This window comes from Ensifer sp. EB106-03-01-XG145 (assembly GCF_058792075.1).
The window spans coordinates 18,656-41,869 of the sequence record NZ_JBYTEC010000022.1 but is presented as its reverse complement, the minus strand read 5'-3'; the positions used below and the strand labels follow the sequence as shown (position 1 = coordinate 41,869).

Annotated in this window: 21 protein-coding genes; 12 read left to right on the top strand and 9 right to left on the bottom strand. The window is 58.8% G+C overall.

From position 1 onward, the window contains the following. Positions 1-40: 40 nt before the first annotated feature. The 6 genes from AC3WWH_RS29865 to AC3WWH_RS29840 all read right to left on the bottom strand — a co-directional run bounded on the left by AC3WWH_RS29865 (position 41) and on the right by AC3WWH_RS29840 (position 6,666). Complete coding sequence (locus tag AC3WWH_RS29865) at positions 41-1,057, bottom strand: zinc-dependent alcohol dehydrogenase family protein (RefSeq protein WP_492377396.1); 1,017 nt, start codon at positions 1,055-1,057, stop codon at positions 41-43. Positions 1,058-1,216: 159 nt separating this feature from the next. Beyond that, on the bottom strand, positions 1,217-2,710 hold the full coding sequence (locus AC3WWH_RS29860) for a tripartite tricarboxylate transporter permease (RefSeq protein WP_492377395.1): 1,494 nt from the start codon (positions 2,708-2,710) through the stop codon (positions 1,217-1,219). A 12-nt stretch (positions 2,711-2,722) separates the two neighbouring features. Beyond that, the gene (locus AC3WWH_RS29855) at positions 2,723-3,211 is read right to left on the bottom strand and encodes a tripartite tricarboxylate transporter TctB family protein (RefSeq protein WP_492377394.1); all 489 of its coding nucleotides are present in this window, start codon (positions 3,209-3,211) and stop codon (positions 2,723-2,725) included. A gap of 27 nt (positions 3,212-3,238) precedes the next feature. After that, positions 3,239-3,994, bottom strand: coding sequence for an SDR family NAD(P)-dependent oxidoreductase (locus tag AC3WWH_RS29850; protein ID WP_492377393.1), 756 nt, complete (start codon positions 3,992-3,994; stop codon positions 3,239-3,241). Between the two features lie 67 nt (positions 3,995-4,061). After that, positions 4,062-5,543, bottom strand: a complete 1,482-nt coding sequence (locus tag AC3WWH_RS29845) for an aldehyde dehydrogenase (protein ID WP_492377392.1) — start codon at positions 5,541-5,543, stop codon at positions 4,062-4,064. Between the two features lie 139 nt (positions 5,544-5,682). Beyond that, entirely contained in the window at positions 5,683-6,666 is a 984-nt protein-coding gene (locus AC3WWH_RS29840; RefSeq protein ID WP_492377391.1) for a Bug family tripartite tricarboxylate transporter substrate binding protein, read from the bottom strand. A gap of 335 nt (positions 6,667-7,001) precedes the next feature. Between AC3WWH_RS29840 and AC3WWH_RS29835 the strand changes: the two genes are divergently transcribed. The 7 genes from AC3WWH_RS29835 to AC3WWH_RS29805 all read left to right on the top strand — a co-directional run bounded on the left by AC3WWH_RS29835 (position 7,002) and on the right by AC3WWH_RS29805 (position 13,577). After that, on the top strand, positions 7,002-7,775 hold the full coding sequence (locus AC3WWH_RS29835; RefSeq protein WP_492377417.1) for an IclR family transcriptional regulator: 774 nt from the start codon (positions 7,002-7,004) through the stop codon (positions 7,773-7,775). A 155-nt stretch (positions 7,776-7,930) separates the two neighbouring features. Continuing rightward, a complete protein-coding gene (locus AC3WWH_RS29830) occupies positions 7,931-8,686 on the top strand; it encodes an SDR family NAD(P)-dependent oxidoreductase (RefSeq protein ID WP_492377390.1) in 756 nt (251 codons plus the stop codon). Positions 8,687-8,719: 33 nt separating this feature from the next. Continuing rightward, positions 8,720-9,622 (top strand): SMP-30/gluconolactonase/LRE family protein, encoded by a 903-nt coding sequence (locus tag AC3WWH_RS29825; protein ID WP_492377389.1) that lies wholly within the window; start codon positions 8,720-8,722, stop codon positions 9,620-9,622. Between the two features lie 36 nt (positions 9,623-9,658). Then, positions 9,659-11,074 carry an MmgE/PrpD family protein gene (locus AC3WWH_RS29820; protein WP_492377388.1) on the top strand — a complete coding sequence of 472 codons (1,416 nt, stop codon included), beginning with the start codon at positions 9,659-9,661 and terminating at the stop codon, positions 11,072-11,074. A gap of 65 nt (positions 11,075-11,139) precedes the next feature. After that, positions 11,140-12,132 (top strand): Bug family tripartite tricarboxylate transporter substrate binding protein, encoded by a 993-nt coding sequence (locus AC3WWH_RS29815; RefSeq protein ID WP_492377387.1) that lies wholly within the window; start codon positions 11,140-11,142, stop codon positions 12,130-12,132. A gap of 216 nt (positions 12,133-12,348) precedes the next feature. Further along, positions 12,349-12,822, top strand: a complete 474-nt coding sequence (locus AC3WWH_RS29810; RefSeq protein ID WP_492377386.1) for a hypothetical protein — start codon at positions 12,349-12,351, stop codon at positions 12,820-12,822. 26 nt (positions 12,823-12,848) lie between these two features. Beyond that, positions 12,849-13,577 (top strand): DUF4405 domain-containing protein, encoded by a 729-nt coding sequence (locus tag AC3WWH_RS29805; RefSeq protein WP_492377385.1) that lies wholly within the window; start codon positions 12,849-12,851, stop codon positions 13,575-13,577. Here AC3WWH_RS29805 and AC3WWH_RS29800 read toward each other — a convergent pair. The 3 genes from AC3WWH_RS29800 to AC3WWH_RS29790 form a co-directional block, all read right to left on the bottom strand. Continuing rightward, complete coding sequence (locus AC3WWH_RS29800; protein WP_492377384.1) at positions 13,561-14,454, bottom strand: LysR family transcriptional regulator; 894 nt, start codon at positions 14,452-14,454, stop codon at positions 13,561-13,563. The genes AC3WWH_RS29805 and AC3WWH_RS29800 overlap by 17 nt on opposite strands. Before the next feature lie 89 nt (positions 14,455-14,543). Further along, positions 14,544-15,953: an adenylate/guanylate cyclase domain-containing protein gene (locus AC3WWH_RS29795; RefSeq protein WP_492377383.1), complete on the bottom strand. Its 1,410-nt coding sequence runs from the start codon at positions 15,951-15,953 to the stop codon at positions 14,544-14,546. A 626-nt stretch (positions 15,954-16,579) separates the two neighbouring features. Then, positions 16,580-17,476, bottom strand: coding sequence for a LysR family transcriptional regulator (locus AC3WWH_RS29790; protein ID WP_492377382.1), 897 nt, complete (start codon positions 17,474-17,476; stop codon positions 16,580-16,582). A 157-nt stretch (positions 17,477-17,633) separates the two neighbouring features. Here AC3WWH_RS29790 and AC3WWH_RS29785 point away from each other — a divergent pair, with 157 nt between their 5' ends. The 5 genes from AC3WWH_RS29785 to AC3WWH_RS29765 all read left to right on the top strand — a co-directional run bounded on the left by AC3WWH_RS29785 (position 17,634) and on the right by AC3WWH_RS29765 (position 22,940). Then, entirely contained in the window at positions 17,634-18,080 is a 447-nt protein-coding gene (locus AC3WWH_RS29785) for a (2Fe-2S)-binding protein (protein WP_492377381.1), read from the top strand. A 13-nt stretch (positions 18,081-18,093) separates the two neighbouring features. Beyond that, entirely contained in the window at positions 18,094-20,340 is a 2,247-nt protein-coding gene (locus AC3WWH_RS29780) for a xanthine dehydrogenase family protein molybdopterin-binding subunit (RefSeq protein ID WP_492377416.1), read from the top strand. Continuing rightward, positions 20,337-20,711, top strand: coding sequence for a c-type cytochrome (locus AC3WWH_RS29775; protein ID WP_492377380.1), 375 nt, complete (start codon positions 20,337-20,339; stop codon positions 20,709-20,711). Before AC3WWH_RS29780 ends, AC3WWH_RS29775 begins: the two co-directional genes overlap by 4 nt. Positions 20,712-20,894: 183 nt before the next feature. Next, positions 20,895-21,821, top strand: coding sequence for an XdhC family protein (locus tag AC3WWH_RS29770; protein ID WP_492377379.1), 927 nt, complete (start codon positions 20,895-20,897; stop codon positions 21,819-21,821). Between the two features lie 192 nt (positions 21,822-22,013). Further along, on the top strand, positions 22,014-22,940 hold the full coding sequence (locus AC3WWH_RS29765) for a DNA-methyltransferase (RefSeq protein WP_492377378.1): 927 nt from the start codon (positions 22,014-22,016) through the stop codon (positions 22,938-22,940). The last annotated feature ends 274 nt before the right edge of the window (positions 22,941-23,214 follow it).

Below are 23,214 nucleotides of genomic sequence, written 5' to 3'. Positions count from 1 at the left end.
AGCGACGTGGGTCGCATACTTCTCCGATTGGCACGAGTTGTCAGAAACGAAGCAGGGTTTTGATGGCGCGACGTTCATCCATCGCGCGATAGCCCTCTGCGACATCCGTGAGTGGAAGCTCAAGATCGAAGACCTTTCCCGGATTGATCTCCCGGCTAAGGACGAGATCCATCAAGTAGGGCAGGAAGCGGCGAACGGGAGCGGGCCCGCCCAGCAGGCTTTTTTGCTGAAAGAAGAGGCCTTGGCCGTCAAACTGGACGCCGTGGGGAACTCCCACAAAGCCGATTTTGCCGCCGGGGCGCGCGCAATTGATCGCCTGCGTCATGGATTCCTGGGTGCCCACACACTCCAGCACGGACTCCGCTCCAACGCCCTTAGTCAGCTCCTTGATGCGTTTCACGCCATCATCGCCACGCTCCGACACGATATCGGTTGCGCCGAATTCAAGTGCGAGGTCCTGGCGGGACTTGTGACGGCTCATCGCGATTATTCGGGACGCGCCCATCTGTTTGGCTGCAAGGACGCCTAGCAGCCCGACCGCGCCGTCGCCGACAACGACGGCCGTCGAGCCTTCTGTGACGCCGGCGGCGTCGGCGGCATACCATCCTGTGCCAAGAACGTCAGATGTCGCAAGAAGACTTGGGATGAGGTCGTCGGATGGCAGGTTGGCCGTAGGAACAAGGGTTCCATCGGCAAGTGGAATCCGGGCTAGGGGAGCCTGAGCGCCCGACATGAACTGCCGTTGCTCGCACGACGATTGGAATCCGAAGCGGCAGTGAGGGCATGTGTTGTCCGATAGGCAAAACGAGCCGACGACGAACTGGCCCGGTCGCACGTTTCTTACGGCACTTCCGACTTCTTCGACTATCCCGCAGTACTCGTGGCCCATGGCCATAGGCTCTTTGACTTCATTCGCGCCGCGGTAAGGCCAGAGGTCTGATCCACAGATACATGAAGCCGAGAGCCGGATGATGGCGTCGGTCGGCTCGAGAATCTTGGGTTCAGCGACCTCCTCGCATCGAACGTCCCCAGGCCCATGAAGAACTGTTGCAAGCATTGAACGCACCTCCTGTGAAACGGCGGCCCGGCTCCAAAAACGAGCCAGGACCGCCTACTTTGAGTCTGAGAATACCTTGTATGCGTGTCCTCCGATTAGAGGCGTGGACCCGCATGCACTTATGAGCCTCCCTCATGAATGGAAGGATATGGCGAAGGTTTACTCGGCGAGAGCCTGGTCTTTTTTTCGGCGTAGGGAAGGAAGCAGCATTGCCCCAAGAGCAAGTGCAGCGATGGCCAGGAGGACCGCGCTGACGGGGCGCTCGACGAACACGAGCGCGCTACCACGCGATACGACCATTGCTCGGCGCAAATACTCTTCCAGCATCGGTCCCAGGACGAAGCCGATCAGCAGGGGAGCCGGCTCAAGGGCAAGTTTGAAGAACAGGTATCCCAAGAAGCCGAACAAGACCGTCTCAAAGACGTTGAATGCCGAATAGTTCACCGAGTAGACGCCGATGGCGCAGAAGACGAGAATTGCCGGATAGAGGTATTTGTATGGAAGCCTCAGCAACGACACCCACATGCCAATCAGTGGCAGATTGATCACCAGCAGCATCAGATTGCCGACCCACATGCTGGCAATCAGCCCCCAAAACAGCGCTGGCTGAGCCTGCATGACGCCCGGGCCTGGCTGAATGCCATGAATCATCAGGCCGCCGATCATAAGAGCCATAACGGCGTTAGCGGGGATGCCGAGAGTGAGCATGGGAATGAACGAGGTCTGCGACGCGGCATTGTTCGCGCTCTCGGGTCCTGCTACGCCCTCAATCGCACCAGTGCCGAACTCGTGGCCGTACTTCGAGACCTTCCGCTCGAGCATATACGAAGCGAAGGTGGACAATGCCAATCCACCGCCCGGGAGGATGCCGAGGATTGAACCAACGGCGGTTCCGCGGAGAACTGACGGCGTCGCCCGCTTGAACTCTTCCTTGGTGAGCATCAAGCTGCCGACTTTGGCGACCGTACCGCTCCGGTTTTCCGGGTTCTCAAGGTTACGGATGATCTCGGCCACGCCGAAAATTCCCATCGCCACGGCAACGAAGTCGATCCCTTCGAAAAGTTCGAAGAAGCCGAGCGAGAACCTTACCTGTCCGCTCTGGACGTCGGTGCCGACAAGACCGAGCGCAACACCGAGCACGAGCATCGCGATCGATTTGAAGATACTGCCTTGCGCCAGAACCGTCGCGATAATGAGACCGAGAAGGATGAGCGAGAAGTACTCCGCTGGTCCAAAGGACAGCGCGAGGTCGGTCAGCAGAGGACCGGAAGCGGCGACCACAAGCGTTGCGACCGTGCCAGCGAAGAACGACCCGATTGCCGCCGAGGCCAACGCCGCTCCGGCCCGACCCCGCTTGGCCATCTTATGCCCCTCCAGCGTCGTCACGACGGCCGTGACTTCCCCTGGCAAGTTCAGGAGGATCGCCGATGTGGAGCCGCCATATTGAGCGCCGTAGTAGATACCTGACAGCATGATCAGTGCGGTTACCGGATCCAGGGTAAAGGTCAGCGGAAGAAGAAGGGCAATGGTCGCCAGCGGACCGATGCCGGGCAGAACCCCGATCGCCGTTCCGATCATACAGCCGATGAAGGCAAAGCCGAGGTTATGAAAGGTCATCGCGACCGATAGGCCGAGGGCAAGATTCTCGATCATGGCTCGTTTCCCTCAGAACTCGGTTAGCGAGGGCGGCAGGAACGAGACGTTCAGGCCGAGTCCAAGAGTGAAAATCGCCCAACAGATTGCGACGAGCGCCACCGTCAGGCAGATGATCCCCCGAATTGTCTGATCTCGGTCGGCTAGGCCGCTGATCACGACCACCACGGCGACGGAGACAGCCATCCCAACACGTTCAATTAGCACGCCGAAGGCGGCCATCGCCCCGAGAATGAGAGCCATCTCTCTCCATGCCCAGTTCTCCAGGGGATCGTGATCGCCCTTTAATCCAAGCACCGCGATGGCTGCGCCTAACGAACCCAGCAAACCGAAAACGAGCATCGGCATATAGCCGGGACCCATCTGTGCGGCTGAGCCGATTTCATATTCTTGATTGAGATAGAGGCCGACACCCGCGACGGCGACCAGGAAAGCGCCTGCCGTTACGTCCTTGGCTCCAAAAGGACGGCGTGGCGCTGGAGCGGATTGATCGTTCTGCATTTGAGTGTTCCCCTGTTCTTATGTTTGTCAGTGGAAGGAGCGGCCGCCATCTACCGCGAGCGCTGCGCCCGTGACGTAGGAAGACTCTGACGACGTGAGGAAAAGGAGCGCTTGCGCGATCTCCTCTGGCGCGGCGAGACGCTTGAGCGCGTAATTGCCCACGTTCGCGCGGTAGCCATCCGCCATCGGCGTGTCCACCATGCCCGGAGCGACGCTGTTGACGCGAATCTTTGGCGCGAGCTCAGCCGCGAGTGCGCGGGTCAAGTTCACGACACCGCCTTTGGACGCCGCATAGGCGGTGTGACCGGGTGCATTCGGAAGAAGGCCCTGCGCCGAAGCGATGTTCACGATCGTTGAATGGTCATGCAACTGCATGAAGGGAATGCAGCTTCGGGCGACGATGTAGGTGCCGGTCAAATTGACTTCTATGATCCGACGCCAGTCGTCCGCAGGCACTTCGGTCGCCAGGCCCTTGGACATGATGCCCGCCGCATTGACCAGCCCGTCGAGACCGCCCATGTCGGACGCTGCTTTCGCCACGGCTTTGGCCACTTCGGGTTCATTCGTGATATCTACGCTGCAAAAACCGGCTTGGATCTCGTCGGCGACTTTCCGTAGCGCTTCTGTGTTCCTGTCGAACAGCGTCACCTTGGCACCTTCCGCCGCGAACAGCGCGGCGGTGGTTCGGCCGATGCCGGAGGCGGCCCCGGTGACGATTATCTTGCGGCCGGCCAATCGCGCGGAACGTCCGTTTGCCTGACTTGAAAGAGGTGATGCAGTCATTGTTATTCGCTTTCTCGTATCAGTTTTCTTGGGTGTGGTTGCGCCCGCGCGTGCCGGAGCGCATCGGTCACCTCATGATGAAAGGATTGGTCGGGCCTTCGCTCGCAGTTGAAAGGAAGACGCTCTTGGTCTCGAGATACTCGTTGATCGCCTCGATACCGCTTTCGCGGCCCAGGCCGGATTTCTTCATTCCACCGAACGGCATCATGAAACTGTAGGCCCGGTAGGTGTTCACCCAGACGGTGCCAACCTTCAGCGCTTTGGTCATGCGCATCGCGCGACCGATGTCCTGCGTCCACACTCCAGCCACGAGCCCATAGGCGATATCGTTGCCGATCCGCGTGGCTTCTTCCTCCGTATCGAACTCGATGATGGACAGGATCGGACCGAATACTTCTTCCTGAGCGATCCTCATGTCGCTTGTGACATCTGCGAAGATCGTCGGCTCGACGAATTGACCTGCGCCAAGCCCTTCTCCAGTTGCCCTGTTGCCACCGAGGATGCAGCGAGCCCCGTCCTTTCGCGCCACTTCGATGTATTCGAGCACCTTCTGGAACTGCGGGGGCGTGGAAATCGGGCCGACGTTCGTGTTCGGATCCATCGGATCGCCCATGCGAATGTATTTGGCGAGATCGACGAGCTTCGCGGTGAAGATGTCCTTGATCGACCGCTGAACCAGCAGGCGTGAGCCCGCCGTGCACATCTGTCCGGCTGCTCCGAAAATTCCGGAGACGACACCGGCAGCTGCGAGGTCGAGATCGGCGTCTTCGAATACGATATTGGGCGATTTCCCGCCCAGCTCCAGCGAGACCCGCTTCATGTGCCTGGCAGCGGTCTCGTATATTTTGGCTCCGGTCAGATCCGAGCCGGTGAACGTGATTTTCGCGACGTCCGGATGTTCGACCAGGGCAGCACCGGCATCATGTCCATAGCCGGTGACGACGTTGAAGACACCGTCAGGCATCCCGGCCTCCTTGACCAGGGCCGCAAGTTCAAGTGTGCTGGCCGAAGCGAATTCTGATGGCTTCACAACGACCGTGCAGCCCGCGGCGAGGGCGGGTGCGCATTTGACGGTCGCAAACCAGATCGGCGAGTTCCAAGCCGTGAGAGCAGCAACGACGCCGATGGGCTCGCGCATCGTAAATGCCATCGTGTCCGGCTTTTCGACAGGCACCCATGCGCCTTCAATTTTGTCGGCCAGGCCGGCGTAGTAGTACCAGCACTCAGCGACGCCATTCAGCTGGCCACGTACCTCTGCGAGGAGTTTGCCGTTGTCCCTCGCTTCGATCTCGGCGATGCGCTCGGCATCTCGCACTACGAGATCGCCGATTTTCCGCATTATCCTACCGCGCGCGGTCGCGTTTAGCTTCGACCAGGGGCCAGTTTCGAGCGCATCACGTGCCGCCTTCACAGCGCGGTCGACGTCACCGCGGGTAGCCCGAGCCAATTCGGCCCACGGCTTGCCGTGGTAGGGATCGACACTCTGGATGCGCTCCCCGTGTTCTCCGTCGGTGAATTGCCCGTCTATGAAAAGTTGGTAGTTGCGCATCGTTACTCCTGTGATTTCGCATTCGGGGTACGGGATCGCGTTTCGCCGATGGGTGCCCGCCGCGAAAACGGGTCCCATCGGCGACTGCACAGCGATTCAGCCGTACGCCGTTAGTTTGCTGGTGGCTGACGCCGCCGCCTCAGTTGTTCAGTCGAATGTTGTTCTCGGTTATGACCTTGCGGAACTTGTCCTGCTCGCCCTTGAGAAATGCCGCGAGTTCATCGCCCGTCTTGATGTCGGTCTGGAAGGACAACGGCGTGAAGCGTTCCTGGAATTTGGGGTCGTTGACCCCTTTGATGATCGCTGCAGAGAACTTCTTCACCACATCGTCCGGCACACCCTTTGGTGCAGCATAGCTGTACCAGACGCGTGAATTGATCTGCGGGTAGCCGATCTCCGCTGTCGTTGGTACGTCGGGCAGGTTGACTGTCCTGGCCGGCGAGGTGACCGCAAGGACACGCAAGTTCGGATCGTCCTTGAGCAAGGCCGCTTCTCGCGCCGAAGCAAAGATCATCTGCGTGAAGCCGCCGGCGAGGGCCTGGATGCCCTCCGGATTGTTCTTGTAGGAAACGTGGACACCCTTCCCCTGGGCTTCCTTTAGGAACATCGTCCCGGTCAGGTGTCCCATCGTGCCGACGCCGCCACTGGCGAACGTGACACCATCGGCCGACTTTGCCGCGGCCATAAGCTCGTCGATATTCGTGATTCCGGCCTTGGCGGAAACGATCAGCGCCATCGGATATCCTCCGATCTCCACGATCGGCACGAAGTCGTCGAGAGTGTATTGGAGATTGTCTCGAAGGACGGTTTGAACGACGCCGGCGGTGATGAGGCAAAGGATGTTGTAGCCATCGGGCTTTGCGCCGGCGACGGCTCTTCCCGCAACCGTCGTCGATCCACCTGCGCGATTTTCGACGACGACCGGCTGTCCAAGTTCCTCGCTTGCTGTCTGCGCCAAGAAACGGCTGAGGGTGTCGTCGTCGCCGCCTGGGGCGTTACCGATATTGATCGTGATTGGGCGCGCGGGCCACTCGGCCGCAGCGCCTGCATCGGATACTCGAGACAGCAGTCCGGCCGAAAGACCGGCCGCCGTGCCAAGCAATACGTTTCTTCTCGAAATCATAAAAACCTCCCCTGATAGTCCATCCCAGCCGCGATCTTGCTGCGTCCGACCTCTGTCTGACGACCGCGACGCGCATAAGTCGAACCCGTCAAGCCAATTCTGTAAAGGTGAAAGCCGGGCCTGCGGGCAAACGTTATAATCTGGAGTTATATGGCGGTTTTTCCACGAGCCGGCCAAATGGGCTGGCGAAGCTTGTTCTTCGGTCGTCGTTTGCTTGTGATTTTTGGGCTGGCGTAGCTGTGGTTTCGCCCCTTATCGTGAGCGCGTGAACTCGCTATTTGGTGAGTTGCAGTTGAATTGTGCAGATAACCGAGGATGGAGTGGTAGTGACCGAGATGTCAGCGGAAGATGAGAAGTATCGAGCGCCGGCGCTCACCAAGGGCCTCGACATATTGGAACTGCTGGCATCCGCGAACGACGGGCTCACACAGGTTGAAATCGGGAAGATGCTCGGACGGACGACGTCAGAGATTTTTCGGATGCTGGTCGTTCTGATCCAGCGCGGCTATGTGGAGCTGAGTGGGGACGATCGCTATCAGTTGACGACGAAGCTGTTCGAAGTTGCTCATCGCCATCCTCCGATCCGCCGCCTTACCGCAATCGCCGGCGAGGCGATGCAAAAGCTCGCAAATCGGATTAACCAATCGATCCACCTATGCATCCTGCAAGGCGGGCGACTGCTGGTGATCGCGCAGGTCGATTGCCCCGACAACAACCTGAATTCTGTTCGGCTGGGGGCGCAAATTCCGATCTTCGATTCCGCGTCGGGCCGCGTGCTGGCAGCGTTCATGGACGACGCCGCTCTCGAACATTTATTGACGCTGGCCGGGCCCGAGCCGAAGGACCGTCGCGAGAAGTTTCTGGCTGACCTTCCGGGCATTCGCGCGGCTGGATACTGCGAGGGTCCATCGCTCACGCTTGCAGGCGTGACCAATCTCTCCGCGCCGGTTTTCGACTACACCGGGAAGGTGGTTGCCGCCGTCACCACTCCATTCATCCACCGACTTAACAGCCCACTCAACGTTCCCGTTCCCGAGGCACGTAACGTGCTGGTCGAGACATGTAAGGACCTCTCGAAAAGGATGGGCGCGGGGGCAGCCGCCAGCTAACGACTGGACATCGTCTGTTCGAATTGAAGGGCTCGGTTCATCTCCGGGCCCTTTTGTATTTGAAACTAGATTCCGCAAATAAAATGTTGACGAGAACTTCAGCATATGAAACCGTATTTCATATACAAAATTTCCCAGCATTGGAGGAGGCACAGGTGCGACGTTTTGAGGGTAAGGTTGTTGTGGTGACGGGAGCAGGCAGCGGAATAGGTGCTGCCACCGTTCGCCGTCTTCACTCCGAAGGAGCAACCGTCATTGCGGTCGATGTCACCGCGGAAAGCGTTTCGAAGGTCGTTGCGGAGCTTGGCGATCGGTCGAGGGTCGAGGCGATCGGTCTCGACGTCTGCGATCATGATGCAGCGACCAGGACAGTAGCCGACGTCCGTCAACGATACGGCGCATTGAACGGCCTCGTGAACTGCGCGGGTATCAAAGGGGTGGGAAGTATCGTGGATGTCGAGCCTGAGGGGTTCGGTCGCGTCATGGCGGTCAACCTCGAGGGTACTATCAACCTATGCCAAGCGTTCGTGAAGGCTGTTAAGGACGATTCCGGTGACCGTGCAATCGTGAATATCTCTTCTGGCGCGGGCGTCCTGGGTGTTGCCAACAGGTTGCCCTACGTGGCGTCGAAGTTCGCTGTATCGGGTATCACGCGCTCGATGTCGCCCGAACTGGGACCTCTGGGAATCCGTGTGAATGCGGTCGCGCCCGGAATGACCAAAACACCCTTCACCGAATACATGCTTCAAGACCCGGCGGCCGTTGAACGCGTTAACGCAAAGCATCCGATTGGCCGAATGGGAGAGCCGGAGGAGATAGCAGCCGTCATCGTCTTCCTTCTGACGAAGGACGCAAGCTTCATGACGGGCGCGATCGTTCCGGTCGACGGAGGGCAGACCGCCTGCCTTTGAAAGGCTGGCGGTTGACCAACGAGGGAGGATGCGTTGGCCGATATCCGACTTTTGGTGGACTGCAAAAACAATCTCGGCGAAGGCCCTGTTTGGGACGTTCGCGAACAACGTCTCTACTGGGTCGACAGCACGGCAGGAGAGATTTGGTCCTGCCGTGCCGACGGAAGCGACGTTCGGACGTTTTATGTGCCGACCTATATCGGCTCCATGGCCTTGCGTGAGAGTGGAGGGGCCGTGTTGGCGCTCGCCAGCGGCTTTGCTCTGTACGAATTCGATACCCAGAGGATCGAGATCGTCGGAAACCCCTTTGGCGATGACGCGGAATACCGTTTCAACGACGGTAAGGTCGATCGACACGGCAGGTTTTTCGCTGGCTGCATGGGCTACGACTTCGATCCGCTGGATGTAACGATTCCGAGGAAGCCGGCCGACAACGGCATGCTTTACCGACTCGATCGGGACCTTCTCATCACGCCGGTCGACTCGGGCTTCATCTGCTTCAACGCGCCGTGCTGGAGCCCCGACAACAAGACCTTCTACTGCGGAGACTCGGAGCACAAAGCTCTCTGGGCCTACGACTACGATGCGGAAACGGGCGACGTCAGCAGCAAGCGCCTCTTCGTATCGGATGCGGGCTACGTCGGCACGATCGACGGAGCGACGGTCGATGCCGAGGGCTTCATTTGGAACGCCAAAGTTCTAGCGGGCCGGATTGTCCGCTATCGGACCGATGGGAGCGTCGAACGGGTCATCGACGTGCCGGTCCGAAACATCACAAGCGTCATGTTCGGCGGACCCAATCTGGACGTTCTCTACTTCACAAGCATGGGACGCCCGATGCGTGGCGTCCCATCCAAGGAGCCCGGAGCAGGAGGGCTTTTCGCTATTCACGGTCTCGGGGTCCAAGGGCTTCCCGAGACGCGGTTCGCCGGCTGAACGGCACTGAGATCAACAAATGAGGATGAAGCTGAAATGACGAATACCGTCGATCTTTCGCGGGAACTTGCCGACTTCGCGGCCAACACGAGGTTCGCGGACTTGCCACCAGAAGCGGTTGAAGCTGCCAAGAAGAGTGTCCTGGACACGATTGGCGTCATGCTGGCGGCGAGCGGAATGGAGCCCGCGGTCAGGCCGATCATTGAACTGGTGCAGCAAAGCGGGGGCAATGGCGAGGCGACAATCCTCGGTTACGGCGATCGAGTTCCAGCGGGTTCCGCAGCTTTCGCGAACGGCGCTCTAGCACATGGACTGGATTTCGACAGCCAAACGCCTTGGGGAGCCCACGCCGATAGCTCGATCGTTCCGACGGTACTTGCTCTGGCCGAACTGCGCGGGAGTGTTTCGGGGGAGGAACTGATCGCCGCCGTCGCCATAGGGCAGGAGATATTCATTCGCCTCCGCTGCAACGTAGGTTGGCACATGGATTGGAACCTCTCGACCGTTGTCGGATGCTTCTCTGCGACCGCGGCCGGCGGATCGATGTTCAAGCTCGACGCAACGCAGCTTGCCAACGCGTTGGGGATCGCCAGCCTGCAGTCCAGCGGAACCATGGAGCAGATTTTTGGCCTCGGCAGCGATCTGAGAGGCATGTATGCCGGCTTCAGCTCTCAAGCCAGCGTGAATGCGGTGAGGCTGGCTGCTCGCGGGATGACGGGCATTCGAAATCTGTTCGAAGGTGAGGCCGGCGTCTTCAAGGTTTACTTCAAGGGCGAGTACGACCGCGAAAAGATGGTCGCAAACCTCGGCAAGGAATTCCTGAGCGGAGGGATGACTTACAAATACTGGCCGGCCGTAGGCAACGCCCACACGTATATCCATGCAGCGATCGAGTTGATGAAAGAGAACAGCGTCGACCTTGATCGGGTTGCCGAGGTCAAGGTCTACGTCGGTGACTTCCAACAAAGGATGTGCTCACCGCTTGAGGAGCGCCAGGTCCCCAACACGCTCGTCGACGCAAAGTTCAGCTTGCCTTTCCTCGTAGCGCTTGCGCTGGCGAAGGGTCGGATGGACGTCGGAGATTTCACGGGCGAGGCGCTGAAGGATCGCACGGTGCTCGCGTTGGCACGGAAAGTCTTGCCGGTCCCTGACAGCAGCTACAATTGGACTTCGAAGCTCCCAGACGGGAAGATCGAAGTCGTACTCGACGATGGAACGAGCATTTCCCGCTTGGGCTCGCGAGTGCCGGGCTCGGTCGAATTGCCGATGACCTGGGAGGAACTCTTCCAGAAGTTCGGTTCGTGTGCACGCGCAGCGATTTCGCCGCTGTCAGCGGAAGCAATCGATCACCTATGCGGTGCGCTCAAGGCGCTGGACCGCATCCAGGACGTTCGCGAAATCGTCGAGGCTGTCGCTGCAGTCAACAATTCCGCGCGGAGGAAGTCCGCTTAATCCGGGATCGGGGGCACGGCCCCCGGCACCAAACGAGCCATGTATCTCAATGGGAGGAGAGCAGCATGACAAACTTCGAAATTACAAGACGCAAATTCCTGATGACCGGAGTGGGGGCGGCAGCGACGCTGGCGGTATCGACCCCTGCCTGGGCAGCTTATCCCGATAAACCGGTCAAATGGATCGTGGGCTATCCGCCCGGAGGAGCAACAGACACCGTGGCGCGTCTGATCGGGCACCCGATGTCGGCGGCGTTGGGAAAACCGATCGTCGTCGACAACCGACCAGGGGCGGGTAGCTCGGTTGGGGCTGCGGCCCTGGCAAGCGCTCCTCCGGATGGATACACGGTCGGAAGTGCCGACAACGGGACCCTGATCATCAACCCGGTCGTCTATCCCAAAATCCAGTATGATCCCGATCGCGACTTCCGGCCCGTGGGCATGTACGCGGGCATCAATTTGCTGCTGTGCGTGCCCAGCAGCTCCCCCATCAAAACCGCGGCAGAATACCTGGACAAGGCTAAGGGGGCCCCGGAGCCAGTCCTATATGCCAGCCCCGGGATTGGCACACCGCTTCATCTCGCAATGGAGCGCCTTGCCCGCGATGCGAATGTTCACCTCAAGCACGTCGCGTACAAGGGCATGGCACCAGCGCTCAACGACGTTTTGGCCGGGGTCGTCGACAGTATCGTGATCGACTACACCACCGCCAATGCCCAGATAAAGGACGGAAAGATTCGAGCGCTGGCCGTCTTCTCGGAAAAACGTCTCGCGGTCCTTCCTGACGTTCCCACCATGGCTGAGCAGGGTGTTGCGGGGTTCTCCGCCGGGGCGTGGCATTCGCTGATCGTTCCCAAGGCAACGCCAGATGATGTGGTTGCCACACTGTCTCAGGCACTCGGTCAGGCGCTTCAGGACCCTCTCGTGAAGACCCGCTACGGTGAGCTTGGACTCGATATGCCTCCCAGCGATCCGCAAAGCATGGCTCAACGGTGGGAAAGCGACAAAGCCACATGGCAGCCGTTGATCCGTTCGTTGAACATCAAGCTCGACGGGTAGCCCTGAACTTGTCGTTGTCCGTCTGATGTAGACCCTCATGCGGACAACGATTTATGAAATTTCCTCATCACTACAAGCGGTCGTCGGCCCCTAATCCGCGACCTCGCACCCTGTTATTTGTGAACGGAGTACCTCCAGCGAATAAGCTTTGGCTGGGTGGTGCTGCGAACTCAATTCGTCGCTGATGGGAGGATCGGCGCTCAAAAAGGGATAGAGATGAAGCGCAGAATTTCCTCCAGCCTGGCCTATGCCTTCGCAGTCGGGTCAGCAGTTCTAGCCGGCGGCAATTTCCTGATGGCAACGACGGAACCCACCCCTGCCGTCGCGGCCGCAAATTCGGTTACATTCCCCCCGTTGGATCAACTGGTCCATTACACGACAGTTCGAAGGGGAGTAACCCGCGAGCACATGCTCACCACACCGGAGGCCCTGCGCGCGCTCAAGGCAAATCAGCCCGTCACTGTTGGAACACATGTGGTTCTCGTGGACTATCAGAGCGATGTTCTGCATCGATATCTAGTGGCTCAGAAAATCGGCGAGGGCTCCTCAGAGTGGGCATATCAGTGGTTCTGGCCCGACCAAACTATCAAAGCCGACGAAAACGTAGCCCAATGCCACTCCTGCCATCGCTCACGCGAGGATGAACAGTTCATGTTCACGTTCAACGATGCCCTTTCGTTCGAACAGTGACACATCAACTCGCGGAGATCGACACGATGCGGAATTTCGTCCTTCAACGCGCAGGCTTGCCGATGGCCATGCTCGCGCTTGTGCTGTTATCGCTCGCCTATTGGTGGCTCGGCAACATCCCTCACGAATTGTTCGGTACGGCGCTGTTCGCGCTGTTGTCGTGGCACATCAACCTCAATCGGGCGTGGTTCAGGAACCTGACGCGCGGTTCCTACGATGCGCGACGCGTCTTTATCGTACTTCTGCACGCAGGGCTTATCGTGAATATGGCATTGCTGCTGATCACAAGCGTGATGATATCGGAAACGGTGTTTGCCTGGGTACCTGGCCTCGACAGCAACGATCTACGAGAAATCCATCGGTTCTCCGCCTATTGGATCGTGATGGCGACTGGAGCCCACGTTGGTCTCCATTGGGAACGGGTGCGGGCAGGGCGGTTTGGCCGTTTAAGCCTCGCGGGTAGCAGGATTGCGACCATCGCTTCGTATGTGCTGGCAATCGTCGTTTTATGCCAGGGCGTGGCCAGCTTTCAGCATCTGGGGATGTGGACCAAGCTGACCTTCAACTACAGTCTCGAGTTCTGGGATTTCACATCCTCTGTCGCGCCGTTCTTTGGAAATTGGCTCATGGTTTTCATGCTGCCCGCTATCGTAACACACTTCTTTATGAAGGGCTGGCGTGGCTTGAGGAAGACGCGACGTCCGCGGGCTGCTGGTCTGCAATCGAGCTCAGGTCTAGCTATGCCCGATGCCTGAGCGCGTCGACGAGAGCCGCGAACGCCGGTGATGATTGGCGGCGGCTGGGGTAATAGAGATAGTAGCCGTCCCAAGGTGGAGAAAAACCTCGAAGGACATGCTCCAGTTGGCCGGCGTCGATGTAGGGTTGGACGATCTCCAGAGGAATGTATGCGAGGCCGAATCCGTCGAGCGCTGCTTGAAGACCGTTGAAGGTGTTGTTGAATGCAAGTTGTCCATCAACGCGGATTCTGATTTCCTGGCCGTTTTCTTCGAACTCCCAAGCATACAGACCACCAGAACTCGGTAGCCTGAAATTTATGCAGGTATGGCCGACCAAGTCTTTGGGGTGTGCAGGGACCCCGTTCGCCTTGAAGTATCCCGGCGACCCGATCACCGCGAGGCTGAAATCAGGTCCGATCCGAGCTGAAATCATGTCTTTCGCGAGATGTTCCCCCATTCGTACGCCAGCGTCGTATCGCTCGGTGACGATGTCGGTCAGTCCGTTGTCGAGGATCAGTTCCACCTTTATGTCCGGATATTGAGGTAGGAACTTCCGTAGCTTTGGCCAAAGGACGTGGCTTATCGCGTAGTCGGACGCAGAAATCCGAATCGTGCCAGCCGGCTTGTCCCGCAGGGCACTGAGGGCCTCGACCTGAGCGTCGATTTCGTCGAGATGCGGTCCGATCCCCTTCAACAATCGCTCGCCGGCTTCGGTCAGCGATACAGCACGGGTAGTTCTCGTGAGGAGCCGCAGGCCAAGTCGCGCCTCAAGCTGGCGGATTGTATGGCTTAGCGCCGACTGCGAGACTCCAACCTTTGCGGCGGCCCGGGTAAAGCTGCGTTCTCGGGCGACTTCAGCAAAGGCCGTCAGGTCACTTATCGACTCTCGTGCCACTGATGAATCCTGTTCATGTTGAAGGAGGTATTATTAGGTTCCTTCTCTTAAACGCTACTGAACTAAAATCACGGCTGCGTGATCCACCATCAGGCCTCGACCCGACACCAAATCTCAATCGGCTCCCTTCGCCCCCGAACGCGTCGCGACCGATCGGGATACAATCCGGGCATGAGACTGGTAGGCTCGATCCCTTGAGAACGTATGGCCGTGATGAGATCGCCGCTGATCATGACGTGTGACGCGGCCCCCCGAGTAAGCCTCTCCAGCCTACTTGCCACATTCACGGTGTCCCCGATGACCGTGTACTCCAGTCTTCTGGCATGTCCGGTGTTGCCGACGACAACTTCGCCGTAGTGCAAGCCGATCCCAATTTCGATGGGCTCCAGTCCCGCGTCTGTCCTTTCGCGGTTCCACGACGCGATTTCCGTAACCATCCCCTCCGCACAGGCCAGTGCCCGCATGGGGTCATCGTTTCTCGGATCAGGCGTTCCGAAATGCACCATGATTGAATCGCCTATGTACTTATCGACGGTGCCTCCATGGTCGAACGTGACCTTGGCGAGGCGGCTGTGAAACGCCCGAAGCAGGAGCATGATCTCGTCAGGAGATGATCGCTCGGAGATTGCCGTAAATCCAACCATGTCGGCGAAGAGCACGGCCGCGCAGTGTGTGCTCGATCGGTCTAGCCCGGATATGTCGGTAGAAAGAGCTTCAACGATATTGGGTGAGAAATATCTTGCAAGATTGGACCGCTCTTTCTCCGCCGCGACCTGTTTCCTGACCAACTGTCTGGATCGCCAGACGGTGACAGTGAGCATCAACGTCACCAAGAAGATAAAAAGGATTTGGGTGTACCAGAAAGTGAGACTAACGGTTTCGCGGCCGAGGAAACGTGCAATTACGGCCTCGGGCGACATCCCTGTATCGAGCGTATCGCGCGAACTGGAGAGCACGGAACCTGGTCGAGTCGCGACCCATGCGAATCCCACCGTCCAGGCTAATGCGGACATGAAGCCGGTCAGCAGCACGAGCCACGGTGAGTAACTCAAGGCCATGCTTACGATATAGATGCCGATATAAAGGAAGTTCGGCAGGCGCGAATTGATTTGCGGGGTCCAGCCTTCGACGTAGAACGGCGGGGGCACCACCAGCAAAAATGTGAGTACGCAGACATCCAGTAGAACGAAGAGTGCCAATATGAGCTTGCGCTGAACACCGCTCTTCACGAGAAGGCGCGGCAAAGCGCCGAGAACACCGAAGGCTAGTAACGCCGAAAGATAACCGCTGGATCTCTCGAACGGCAGGGTGAGAGCCCACAGCGACAGCACCACCAGGGCTGCCGTTCGCCCCCAGAAAATGGTTGTCAGCCCCCTCAGTTCTTCTTTGCCGAGTTCTTCCTCAACATGCCGGCTCGTGGGATCGCTCGACTTGGGCCATGGACGCCGGAACAACCGAAAGAGCGCTGAGACCGACAACGTTGCCGAAACACCCGTCATATTTATCGAACTCCTGCTAAGCCATCGGTGTCTGGTTTTCGTCTGCCAGATCGGAAGCGGAGATAGGCTTCCCTTCTGGAATAGCGGCCGCTTGGTTTATTTGGTCGGCTGACTGAAGCCTCAGTGGTCCCAAGAAGGGGCGATAGGCGCTCGCAAGGGATCAAGCCCACCGTGCTCTCTTCTCCTGGATTCCAGCGCCCCAGCGCAACGGTAGTCGATGTAGGACCAGTAATCGGCTCGAATTAGGGGGCTTCTTTCGATAACCGTAATCAGCGCCACTCATCAATTGGGGTGCGCAATGGCAGGTAGCCTACTTTCTGACGTGAGGACACCCGCACCCATTCGAAGTCTATCTCATTAATAGCGAAGCTTGCGCATGTTGCGGAGACGACCTGCGCGCGGGTTATAGGCTCTCGTTATGCCCCTGGTACGGCGTATCGGCAGAAGGCCATGCCGAGAGCGGGCCAAGGAGGCGGCTCTGTTCGATTGGGACGAATTCAGACTTGGCCGCCGCCGTCTGCCGCCCATGGCCTGCAATCGGACAACAGGAAAGGGCCAACGGGGTATAGCCGACGCCAGCACCGGTGAGATGGATCAATTGGGGCGAAACACTCGTGTTCCCGCAACTACGATCTTTGATATCTCAATGCGTCCACCACCACCTTGAATGCGGGGGAGTTTTGATGCCGGCTCGGATAGTAAATATAGTAGCCTGAGAAGGGAGGGGACCAGTCGGACAAAAGTGCGACCAGACGTCCAGCTTCAATATGTGCGGCAGCTAAATCTTCTGGCAAAAATGCAATTCCATACCCAGCCACTGCAGCATCCACCATGGGATAGGAAGTGTTGAACGTGAGTTGCCCGTCGACCCTGACGCGAAGCTCCTGTCCCTCCTTTTCGAATTCCCAGGTATAGAGCCCCCCGCCTGTTGCCTGCCGCATGTTGATGCAGTCATGTTGCATCAAGTCCTGCGGATGTTGGGGAGTAGGACGATCCGAAAGGTACTTGGGTGAGGCGACGGCCAACATGCGCCAGTCAGGTCCAATCCTGACCGCGATCATATCCTTTTCGATGCTCTCACCCAATCTAACGCCCGCGTCAAAGCCATCCTCCACGATATTGCGCAGGCCATTGTCACGGCTCAATTCGATCTTGATGTCGGGATACTTCGCCAGAACGGGCTGCAGTTTTGGCCAGACGATGGTCTCGAAAGCGTGATCAGAAAGCGTGATCCTGATCGTTCCTGCCGGGGTATCCCGTAGCGCCGTGAGAGCCGCCAGATCGCTCCGGATCGCCGATACCTTGGGGGATAGCGACTGAAAGACGCGATCCCCGGCTTCGGTCAACGCGACGCTTCGAGTTGTACGCGTGAGGAGCCTCAGCCCCATTCTGGTTTCAAGTCGCTTGATCGTGTGGCTTAGTGTGGACTGGGTTATGCCAAGTTTGGCGGCCGCCTTCGTAAAGTTTCGCTCCTCGGCGACGGCAAGGAACCATAGGAGGTCATTGAAGTCTTCTTTGGCCATCGCTTCCGCTTGATGCTACCGCAACTGATTTATGCCTCCCATCGATAGATGTAAGCGAAACACGCCAACTAATCCATAGCCGTGTCCTTTGATAGCGTTTGTTGTGAGACAGTTTGCCTTTGTCTCGAGGCCGTTACGCGCACCCAAGGAGACCGATATGGAACTCACCATCAATGGGACAAAACATCAGGTGGAGATCGAACCCGATACACCGCTGCTTTGGGTACTTCGAGACGAACTCGGGATGACGGGTACAAAATATGGTTGTGGGCTCGCCCAATGCGGTGCCTGCACGGTGCTTGTTGACGGGCAGGCAACGCGATCGTGCGTCACGCCCGTGGAAAGCGTCGCGGGCACTCAAATTATGACGATCGAAGCTGTTGCCGATGATCCGGTTGGCCAGAAGGTTGTCGAGGCTTGGGTCTCCAATCAGGTCGCTCAATGCGGCTACTGTCAGTCTGGCCAGGTCATGGCGGCCACCGCGCTTCTGAAGCAGACGCCCAAACCCAGTGACGACGACATTGCCGGCGCGATGGTCAACCTCTGTCGCTGTGGCACCTACAATGCGATTGCCGCGGCCGTCCGCGACGCCGCTCAAGCTTGATCGGAGGTGGACTATGAATGATATGACACCAATTCTCCGCGAGATTCTGGCCCATGAGGACGGCAAGCCTTTCAAGGTATCCCGTCGCGGCTTTCTTGGCGCGTCGTTAGGCGCGCTTGTTCTCGGCGTTTCGCTTCCGGCGAGCCGTACCCGTGCGTTGGCGGCAGCGCCTGCAGCTATCACACCCGGCTCTCGGGTTGCTGCGTTCCTGGAGATCCGGCCCGATAGCACGGTCCTTTTCCGCAGTGCCTTCATCGAAGGAGGGCAGGGGATCTTCACCGCTATGGCGCAGATCGTCGGTGAGGAGCTAGATGTCGACCCCGCGAACTTTGCCGTGGAGGGTGCACCACCTGGCCCCGACTATCTCTTGACCGGCGGCGGACGTTTCACGGGCGGCAGTATGTCCGTCCGCATGAGCTACGACACGATGCGCAAGCTCGGCGCTTCCGCACGGCATATGCTCCTTCAGGCGGCGTCAGCAAAGCTTGGCGTGCCTGTCTCCGAGCTCTCGACTGAGCCGGGCAAGGTAATCCACGCTGCATCAGGTCGCACGATCACCTACGGCGAAGTAGCTGATGACGCAGCCGCATTGCCCTTGCCTACCGACGTGCCACTTCGTGATCGGGCGGACTTCCGCTGGATCGGCAAGCCGTTCGCGCGGCTCGACGCACGGGACAAATCGACTGGAAAAGCGAAATATTCCATCGATCAGAAGGTAGAGGGGATGCTCTACGCCGCTGTCCAGCACAGCCCGCGACTGGGTGGTGAGCCGGAGGCAATGCAGAATGAAACCGACGTTCGCGACATGCCCGGCGTACATTCCATTCACACACTTCCGGGGGCAGTTGCCGTCGTCGCGACCAGTTGGTGGCGGGCTCGGCGCGCTGTCGAGACATTGCAGGTCACCTGGACCGAGACCGCTTCCGCTGCTTCGCACCCAATGCCGGCCGATTTCTCGTCGGAAGCGCATATGACGAAGTTGAAAGCGCTGTCTGGCGACGGCGTGGCATTCGAAACGGAGGGCGATGCGGCTGCCGCGCTCGCGGGTGCAACGCGTGTGGTCGAGGCAGTCTACGACGCGCCTTATCTCGTGCACGGACAACTCGAACCCCCTTCCGCGCTTGCGCGCTGGAACGAGGATGGGTCGCTCGAGTTATGGATTCCCAACCAAGCACCCGAGATGTTCCAAGCGGATGCCGCGAAGATCGCTGGCATCGCTCCGGAAAAGGTCATCATTCATTCGCCGATGCTGGGCGGCTTCTTCGGGCGGCATTTTCTCTATCAGACAGCGAATCCATACCCCCAGGCCATCCAAATTGCGAAGGCGGTGGGGCGACCGATCAAACTCCTTTGGAGCCGTGAGGAGGAGTTTCTGCGTGATGCGCTCCGGCCGATGGCGGCAGTCCGTTTCCGTGGCGGGCTTGATGCCAGCGGCAACCCGGTGGCACTCTCGGCGGTCGCGGTCGGAGAAGGGCCCACGGGCCGCTGGTTTGGTCGCCAGCCCGACAAGGTCGACAGTTCCTCCGTCGAGGGTATCGCTGGCAAAGTTTATGCCATCCCCAACCGGCGTGTCGGTCAGATCCACGTGGATGACCCGGCGATTATCGGTTTCTGGCGTTCCGTCGGCCATTCCATGAACGATTTCTTCTACGAGACGTTCCTCGATGAGTTGGCGGATGCAGGTCAGCAGGATCCTTACGAACTGCGCCTCCGTCTCCTGGCTGGCAGTCCGCGTCACAAGACGCTGCTGGAGGCTGTGGCCGATCTTGCTGGCGGGTGGAAACGAGGTCCGTTTGTTGCAGAAGACGGCACCCGGCGGGCGAGAGGGGTTGCCATGGCATCACCCTTTGGCAGCGAAGTTGCGACGATCGCCGAAGTATCGCTAAGGGACGGTGATATCGCCGTCCACGATGTGTGGGTGGCGATCGATCCGGGCAGCATCGTCAATCCCGCAATCATCGAAGCTCAAATGAACTCGGCCGTCGCCCTCGGGCTTTCGTCAGCCCTCTTTGAGGAGGTCGTCTACGTGGATGGCATGCCGCAAGCACGCAACTACGACGGCTATCAGATCCTGACGCCGGACCGCATGCCGCGTGTCCATGTCCGGATCGTAGAAAGCGGTGCGCCCATGGGCGGCATCGGAGAACCAGGCCTGCCCGGTGTGCCGCCGGCGGTGGCCAACGCCCTATCCGTGCTCGCCGGCAAGCGCATCAGAAGCCTGCCTCTATCCAAACTCGATCTCAAGGAAGTCGACGGTTGAAGACGCTGATCCTTGCCTCAATGGCCTCTCTCATCATCTCAGGCGTTTGTGCGCCTGCTTACGCCCAAGGACCGGACGTGTCGCCGGGCGAACGTCTTTTTCAGCAACGCTGCGGTGCCTGCCATCAACTTGCCACCACCCGAAACGGTGTTGGACCCCACCTTCAAGGTGTCGTCGGCCGGCCGGCAGGAAGCGTCGAGTCTTTCAAGTATTCGCCCGCCCTTAAAGCATCGGGAGTGACATGGACGCCGGAGACGTTGGAAACGTTCCTGACAAACCCTGGCGCAATGGTCCGCGGTACGCGAATGACGCAACGCTTCAGTAACGCGGAAGAGCGGCGTGCGATCGCTGAGTTCCTTGGCACGCACTAGGGTTTACCGCGCGATGGACGAACGCCCCGCGATCAAGGCACTGTTGCGAGTTTGAGACCGAACAAGGCAGCCGGGCGGGTAATCCGCCCGGATTGCTACCCGGCGCTGCGCGGGGAGATACGGAGGGGGCTTTTCCGCTAAACCTGGCACCGAAGAGCGGCCCGTCGACCATATGGATCTGATGTGAACGATAGCCAAATTCACGTTCTGCCAACACCTGTCAGAGCGCTTCTAACCGATGAACCCATTGATCTCCTTACGTTCGCCGCTCACTCGTTCAACGGGGGGAGGGTTGCCATCGCAACACTCGTCGAAATCCGTGGGGGGGCCGCGCGTGCACTCGGATCACACGTGATCGTCCTTGGAGACGGTCGCTTCGCTGGGTACGTGTCCGGAGGGTGCGTGGAAGCTGCCGTCGCCGCTGAAGCACTGCTCGCCATTGCCGACGATTGCGACCGTCTCGTGTTGTTCGGTGAAGGGTCTCCGTTCCTCGACGTCGTGCTGCCTTGCGGAGGCGGGATTACGATTGCAATCCACGTTTTGCGGCGCGTCGAAGAAATCGAAATAGTTCTCGAACGCTTGATGCAGCGTCAAGTTACGGCTCTTCGATACTCGCCGGAACAACAGTCGCTTGTGCTAGCCGAACAGGCACACCGATCGGGGTGGGTGGGGGACGACTTCTTGACTGTCTACCGTCCCCGAACAAAAGTTATTGTGGCCGGCCAAACGATCGAGGTGCGAAGCGTCTCACGGATCGCCGAATGTTCGGGATTCGAGGTTGCCGTTCTGGCTCCGGATAGTGGACCGCGTTTTATCCGGGCGGTCGCCGACCCATTTTCGGCCATTGTGCTTCTGCACCATGACTTGGAACAGGAAATTCCGATGCTGGAGGCGGCGCTGCAGACCACATGCTTTTACCTTGGCGCTCTGGGTAGCAGGCGGACGCACCGACGGCGTCTCGACCGATTGTTGAGACTGGGGCACAGCGAGATTGAGTTAGCACGCATCAAGGCTCCGATCGGCCTGTTCGGCCCCGCCCGAGACTCAGTCTCGCTCGCGCTTTCGGTACTTGCGGATGTGGCGGCGTCTCGCTCGCTAGCGGCCGGATGATGGAGGGAGTTTCAAGTGGAGACTGGATTTCGAACCACCGGGTACACCGGTTGGATAAGTATATAGTGCAGGCAAGGGTGAGGCGAGAATGCAACAGATAAGGTTGGGCGCGCTTAAAGAGCTTTCAAGTCGTTGACGTAAGATAAAACCCGGGCAACCCTTTCAATATGCAAGCACGAATGAAAGCCCGACATGACTGACTGTGTAATTCCGATTTCCGCGCAAGCCGATCTATTTCATTCAACTTTTCCCACCTATGTCGATATCTCCGATTTCGTTGATACGCCTAACCATTCGGAGGGCGAGTCCTCCGAGATAGTGCCCACGACAACGCTCGTCGGTCGAAGCCAAGTCCACCACGGTGATGCCGCAGACATTTTGCCGACGATCGAAGGTGAAAGCGTTGGTCTTGTAGTGACCAGTCCCCCTTACAATATCGGGAAGTCCTACGAAAAGCGGACCTCCCTGGCGCAATACATCGACTTTCAGAGGTCCATCATTCAGGAATGCCATCGTGTGCTGCGGTCGGACGGCGCAATGTGCTGGCAAGTCGGCAATTATGTCGGGGGCGGAGAAGTCCTGCCGATCGACAGCATGATCATTCCTATCTTTCGCGAACTCGGCATGAAGGTCAGAAACCGCATCGTCTGGACGTTCGGCCACGGTCTTCACTGCAAAAGCCGCCTTTCAGGACGCCACGAGACAGTCGTCTGGGCCACGAAGTCGGACGCTTACAAGTTCGACCTCGATCCAATCAGGGTCCCGCAGAAATACCCCCAAAAGAAGCACTATAAAGGCCCGAAAAAGGGAGAACTGAGCGGAAATCCCAAAGGGAAGAATCCGGGTGACGTTTGGGACGATATCTCCAACGTGAAGCATAACCATCCGGAAAAGCTGGATCATCCGTGCCAGTTCCCCGAGGCCCTGATCGATCGCCTGGTACTCGGACTTACCGCGCCCGGGGATTGCGTACTCGATCCGTTCGCTGGAACGGGTACCGTGGGCGCTGTGTGCAATCGTCTCGGGCGGCCGTCGATTCTGATAGAGCGGGAGGAGCGCTACGTGAAAATGGCCGCGCGCAGGCTTAGCCGTGGGCTAATGGTGAAGGCGTCATTGTAGTCATTACGCCTGCGACGGATCGCCCGATGTCGATCGGCCCGGAGTGTACCAGCGGCCCGTGATGCACGTGCAAGAAGGCAATCCAATCATCTGGCGGGCCTTTGAGTTTTCAGTGCTGGCGTGACGGGCGCGTCAAAAAAAGAAGCAATCGACCATCCGGTGGGAATTCATCGGCGTGTTGCGATTTCGCTGCAAGGGCAACTGAGGGCGCAACGAGGGGGCTTCGATCTCCTTGTGAACGGCATACGATGTGCAATGGACGGCCAGCACCGCA

Coding starts and splice junctions, on each gene's coding strand:
- AC3WWH_RS29865 (WP_492377396.1), bottom strand. CDS start 1,057: ATGCTTGCAACAGTTCTTCATGGGCCTGGGGACGTTCGATGCGAGGAG.
- AC3WWH_RS29860 (WP_492377395.1), bottom strand. CDS start 2,710: ATGATCGAGAATCTTGCCCTCGGCCTATCGGTCGCGATGACCTTTCAT.
- AC3WWH_RS29855 (WP_492377394.1), bottom strand. CDS start 3,211: ATGCAGAACGATCAATCCGCTCCAGCGCCACGCCGTCCTTTTGGAGCC.
- AC3WWH_RS29850 (WP_492377393.1), bottom strand. CDS start 3,994: ATGACTGCATCACCTCTTTCAAGTCAGGCAAACGGACGTTCCGCGCGA.
- AC3WWH_RS29845 (WP_492377392.1), bottom strand. CDS start 5,543: ATGCGCAACTACCAACTTTTCATAGACGGGCAATTCACCGACGGAGAA.
- AC3WWH_RS29840 (WP_492377391.1), bottom strand. CDS start 6,666: ATGATTTCGAGAAGAAACGTATTGCTTGGCACGGCGGCCGGTCTTTCG.
- AC3WWH_RS29835 (WP_492377417.1), top strand. CDS start 7,002: ATGTCAGCGGAAGATGAGAAGTATCGAGCGCCGGCGCTCACCAAGGGC.
- AC3WWH_RS29820 (WP_492377388.1), top strand. CDS start 9,659: ATGACGAATACCGTCGATCTTTCGCGGGAACTTGCCGACTTCGCGGCC.
- AC3WWH_RS29815 (WP_492377387.1), top strand. CDS start 11,140: ATGACAAACTTCGAAATTACAAGACGCAAATTCCTGATGACCGGAGTG.
- AC3WWH_RS29810 (WP_492377386.1), top strand. CDS start 12,349: ATGAAGCGCAGAATTTCCTCCAGCCTGGCCTATGCCTTCGCAGTCGGG.
- AC3WWH_RS29805 (WP_492377385.1), top strand. CDS start 12,849: ATGCGGAATTTCGTCCTTCAACGCGCAGGCTTGCCGATGGCCATGCTC.
- AC3WWH_RS29795 (WP_492377383.1), bottom strand. CDS start 15,953: ATGACGGGTGTTTCGGCAACGTTGTCGGTCTCAGCGCTCTTTCGGTTG.
- AC3WWH_RS29790 (WP_492377382.1), bottom strand. CDS start 17,476: ATGGCCAAAGAAGACTTCAATGACCTCCTATGGTTCCTTGCCGTCGCC.
- AC3WWH_RS29785 (WP_492377381.1), top strand. CDS start 17,634: ATGGAACTCACCATCAATGGGACAAAACATCAGGTGGAGATCGAACCC.
- AC3WWH_RS29780 (WP_492377416.1), top strand. CDS start 18,094: ATGAATGATATGACACCAATTCTCCGCGAGATTCTGGCCCATGAGGAC.
- AC3WWH_RS29765 (WP_492377378.1), top strand. CDS start 22,014: ATGACTGACTGTGTAATTCCGATTTCCGCGCAAGCCGATCTATTTCAT.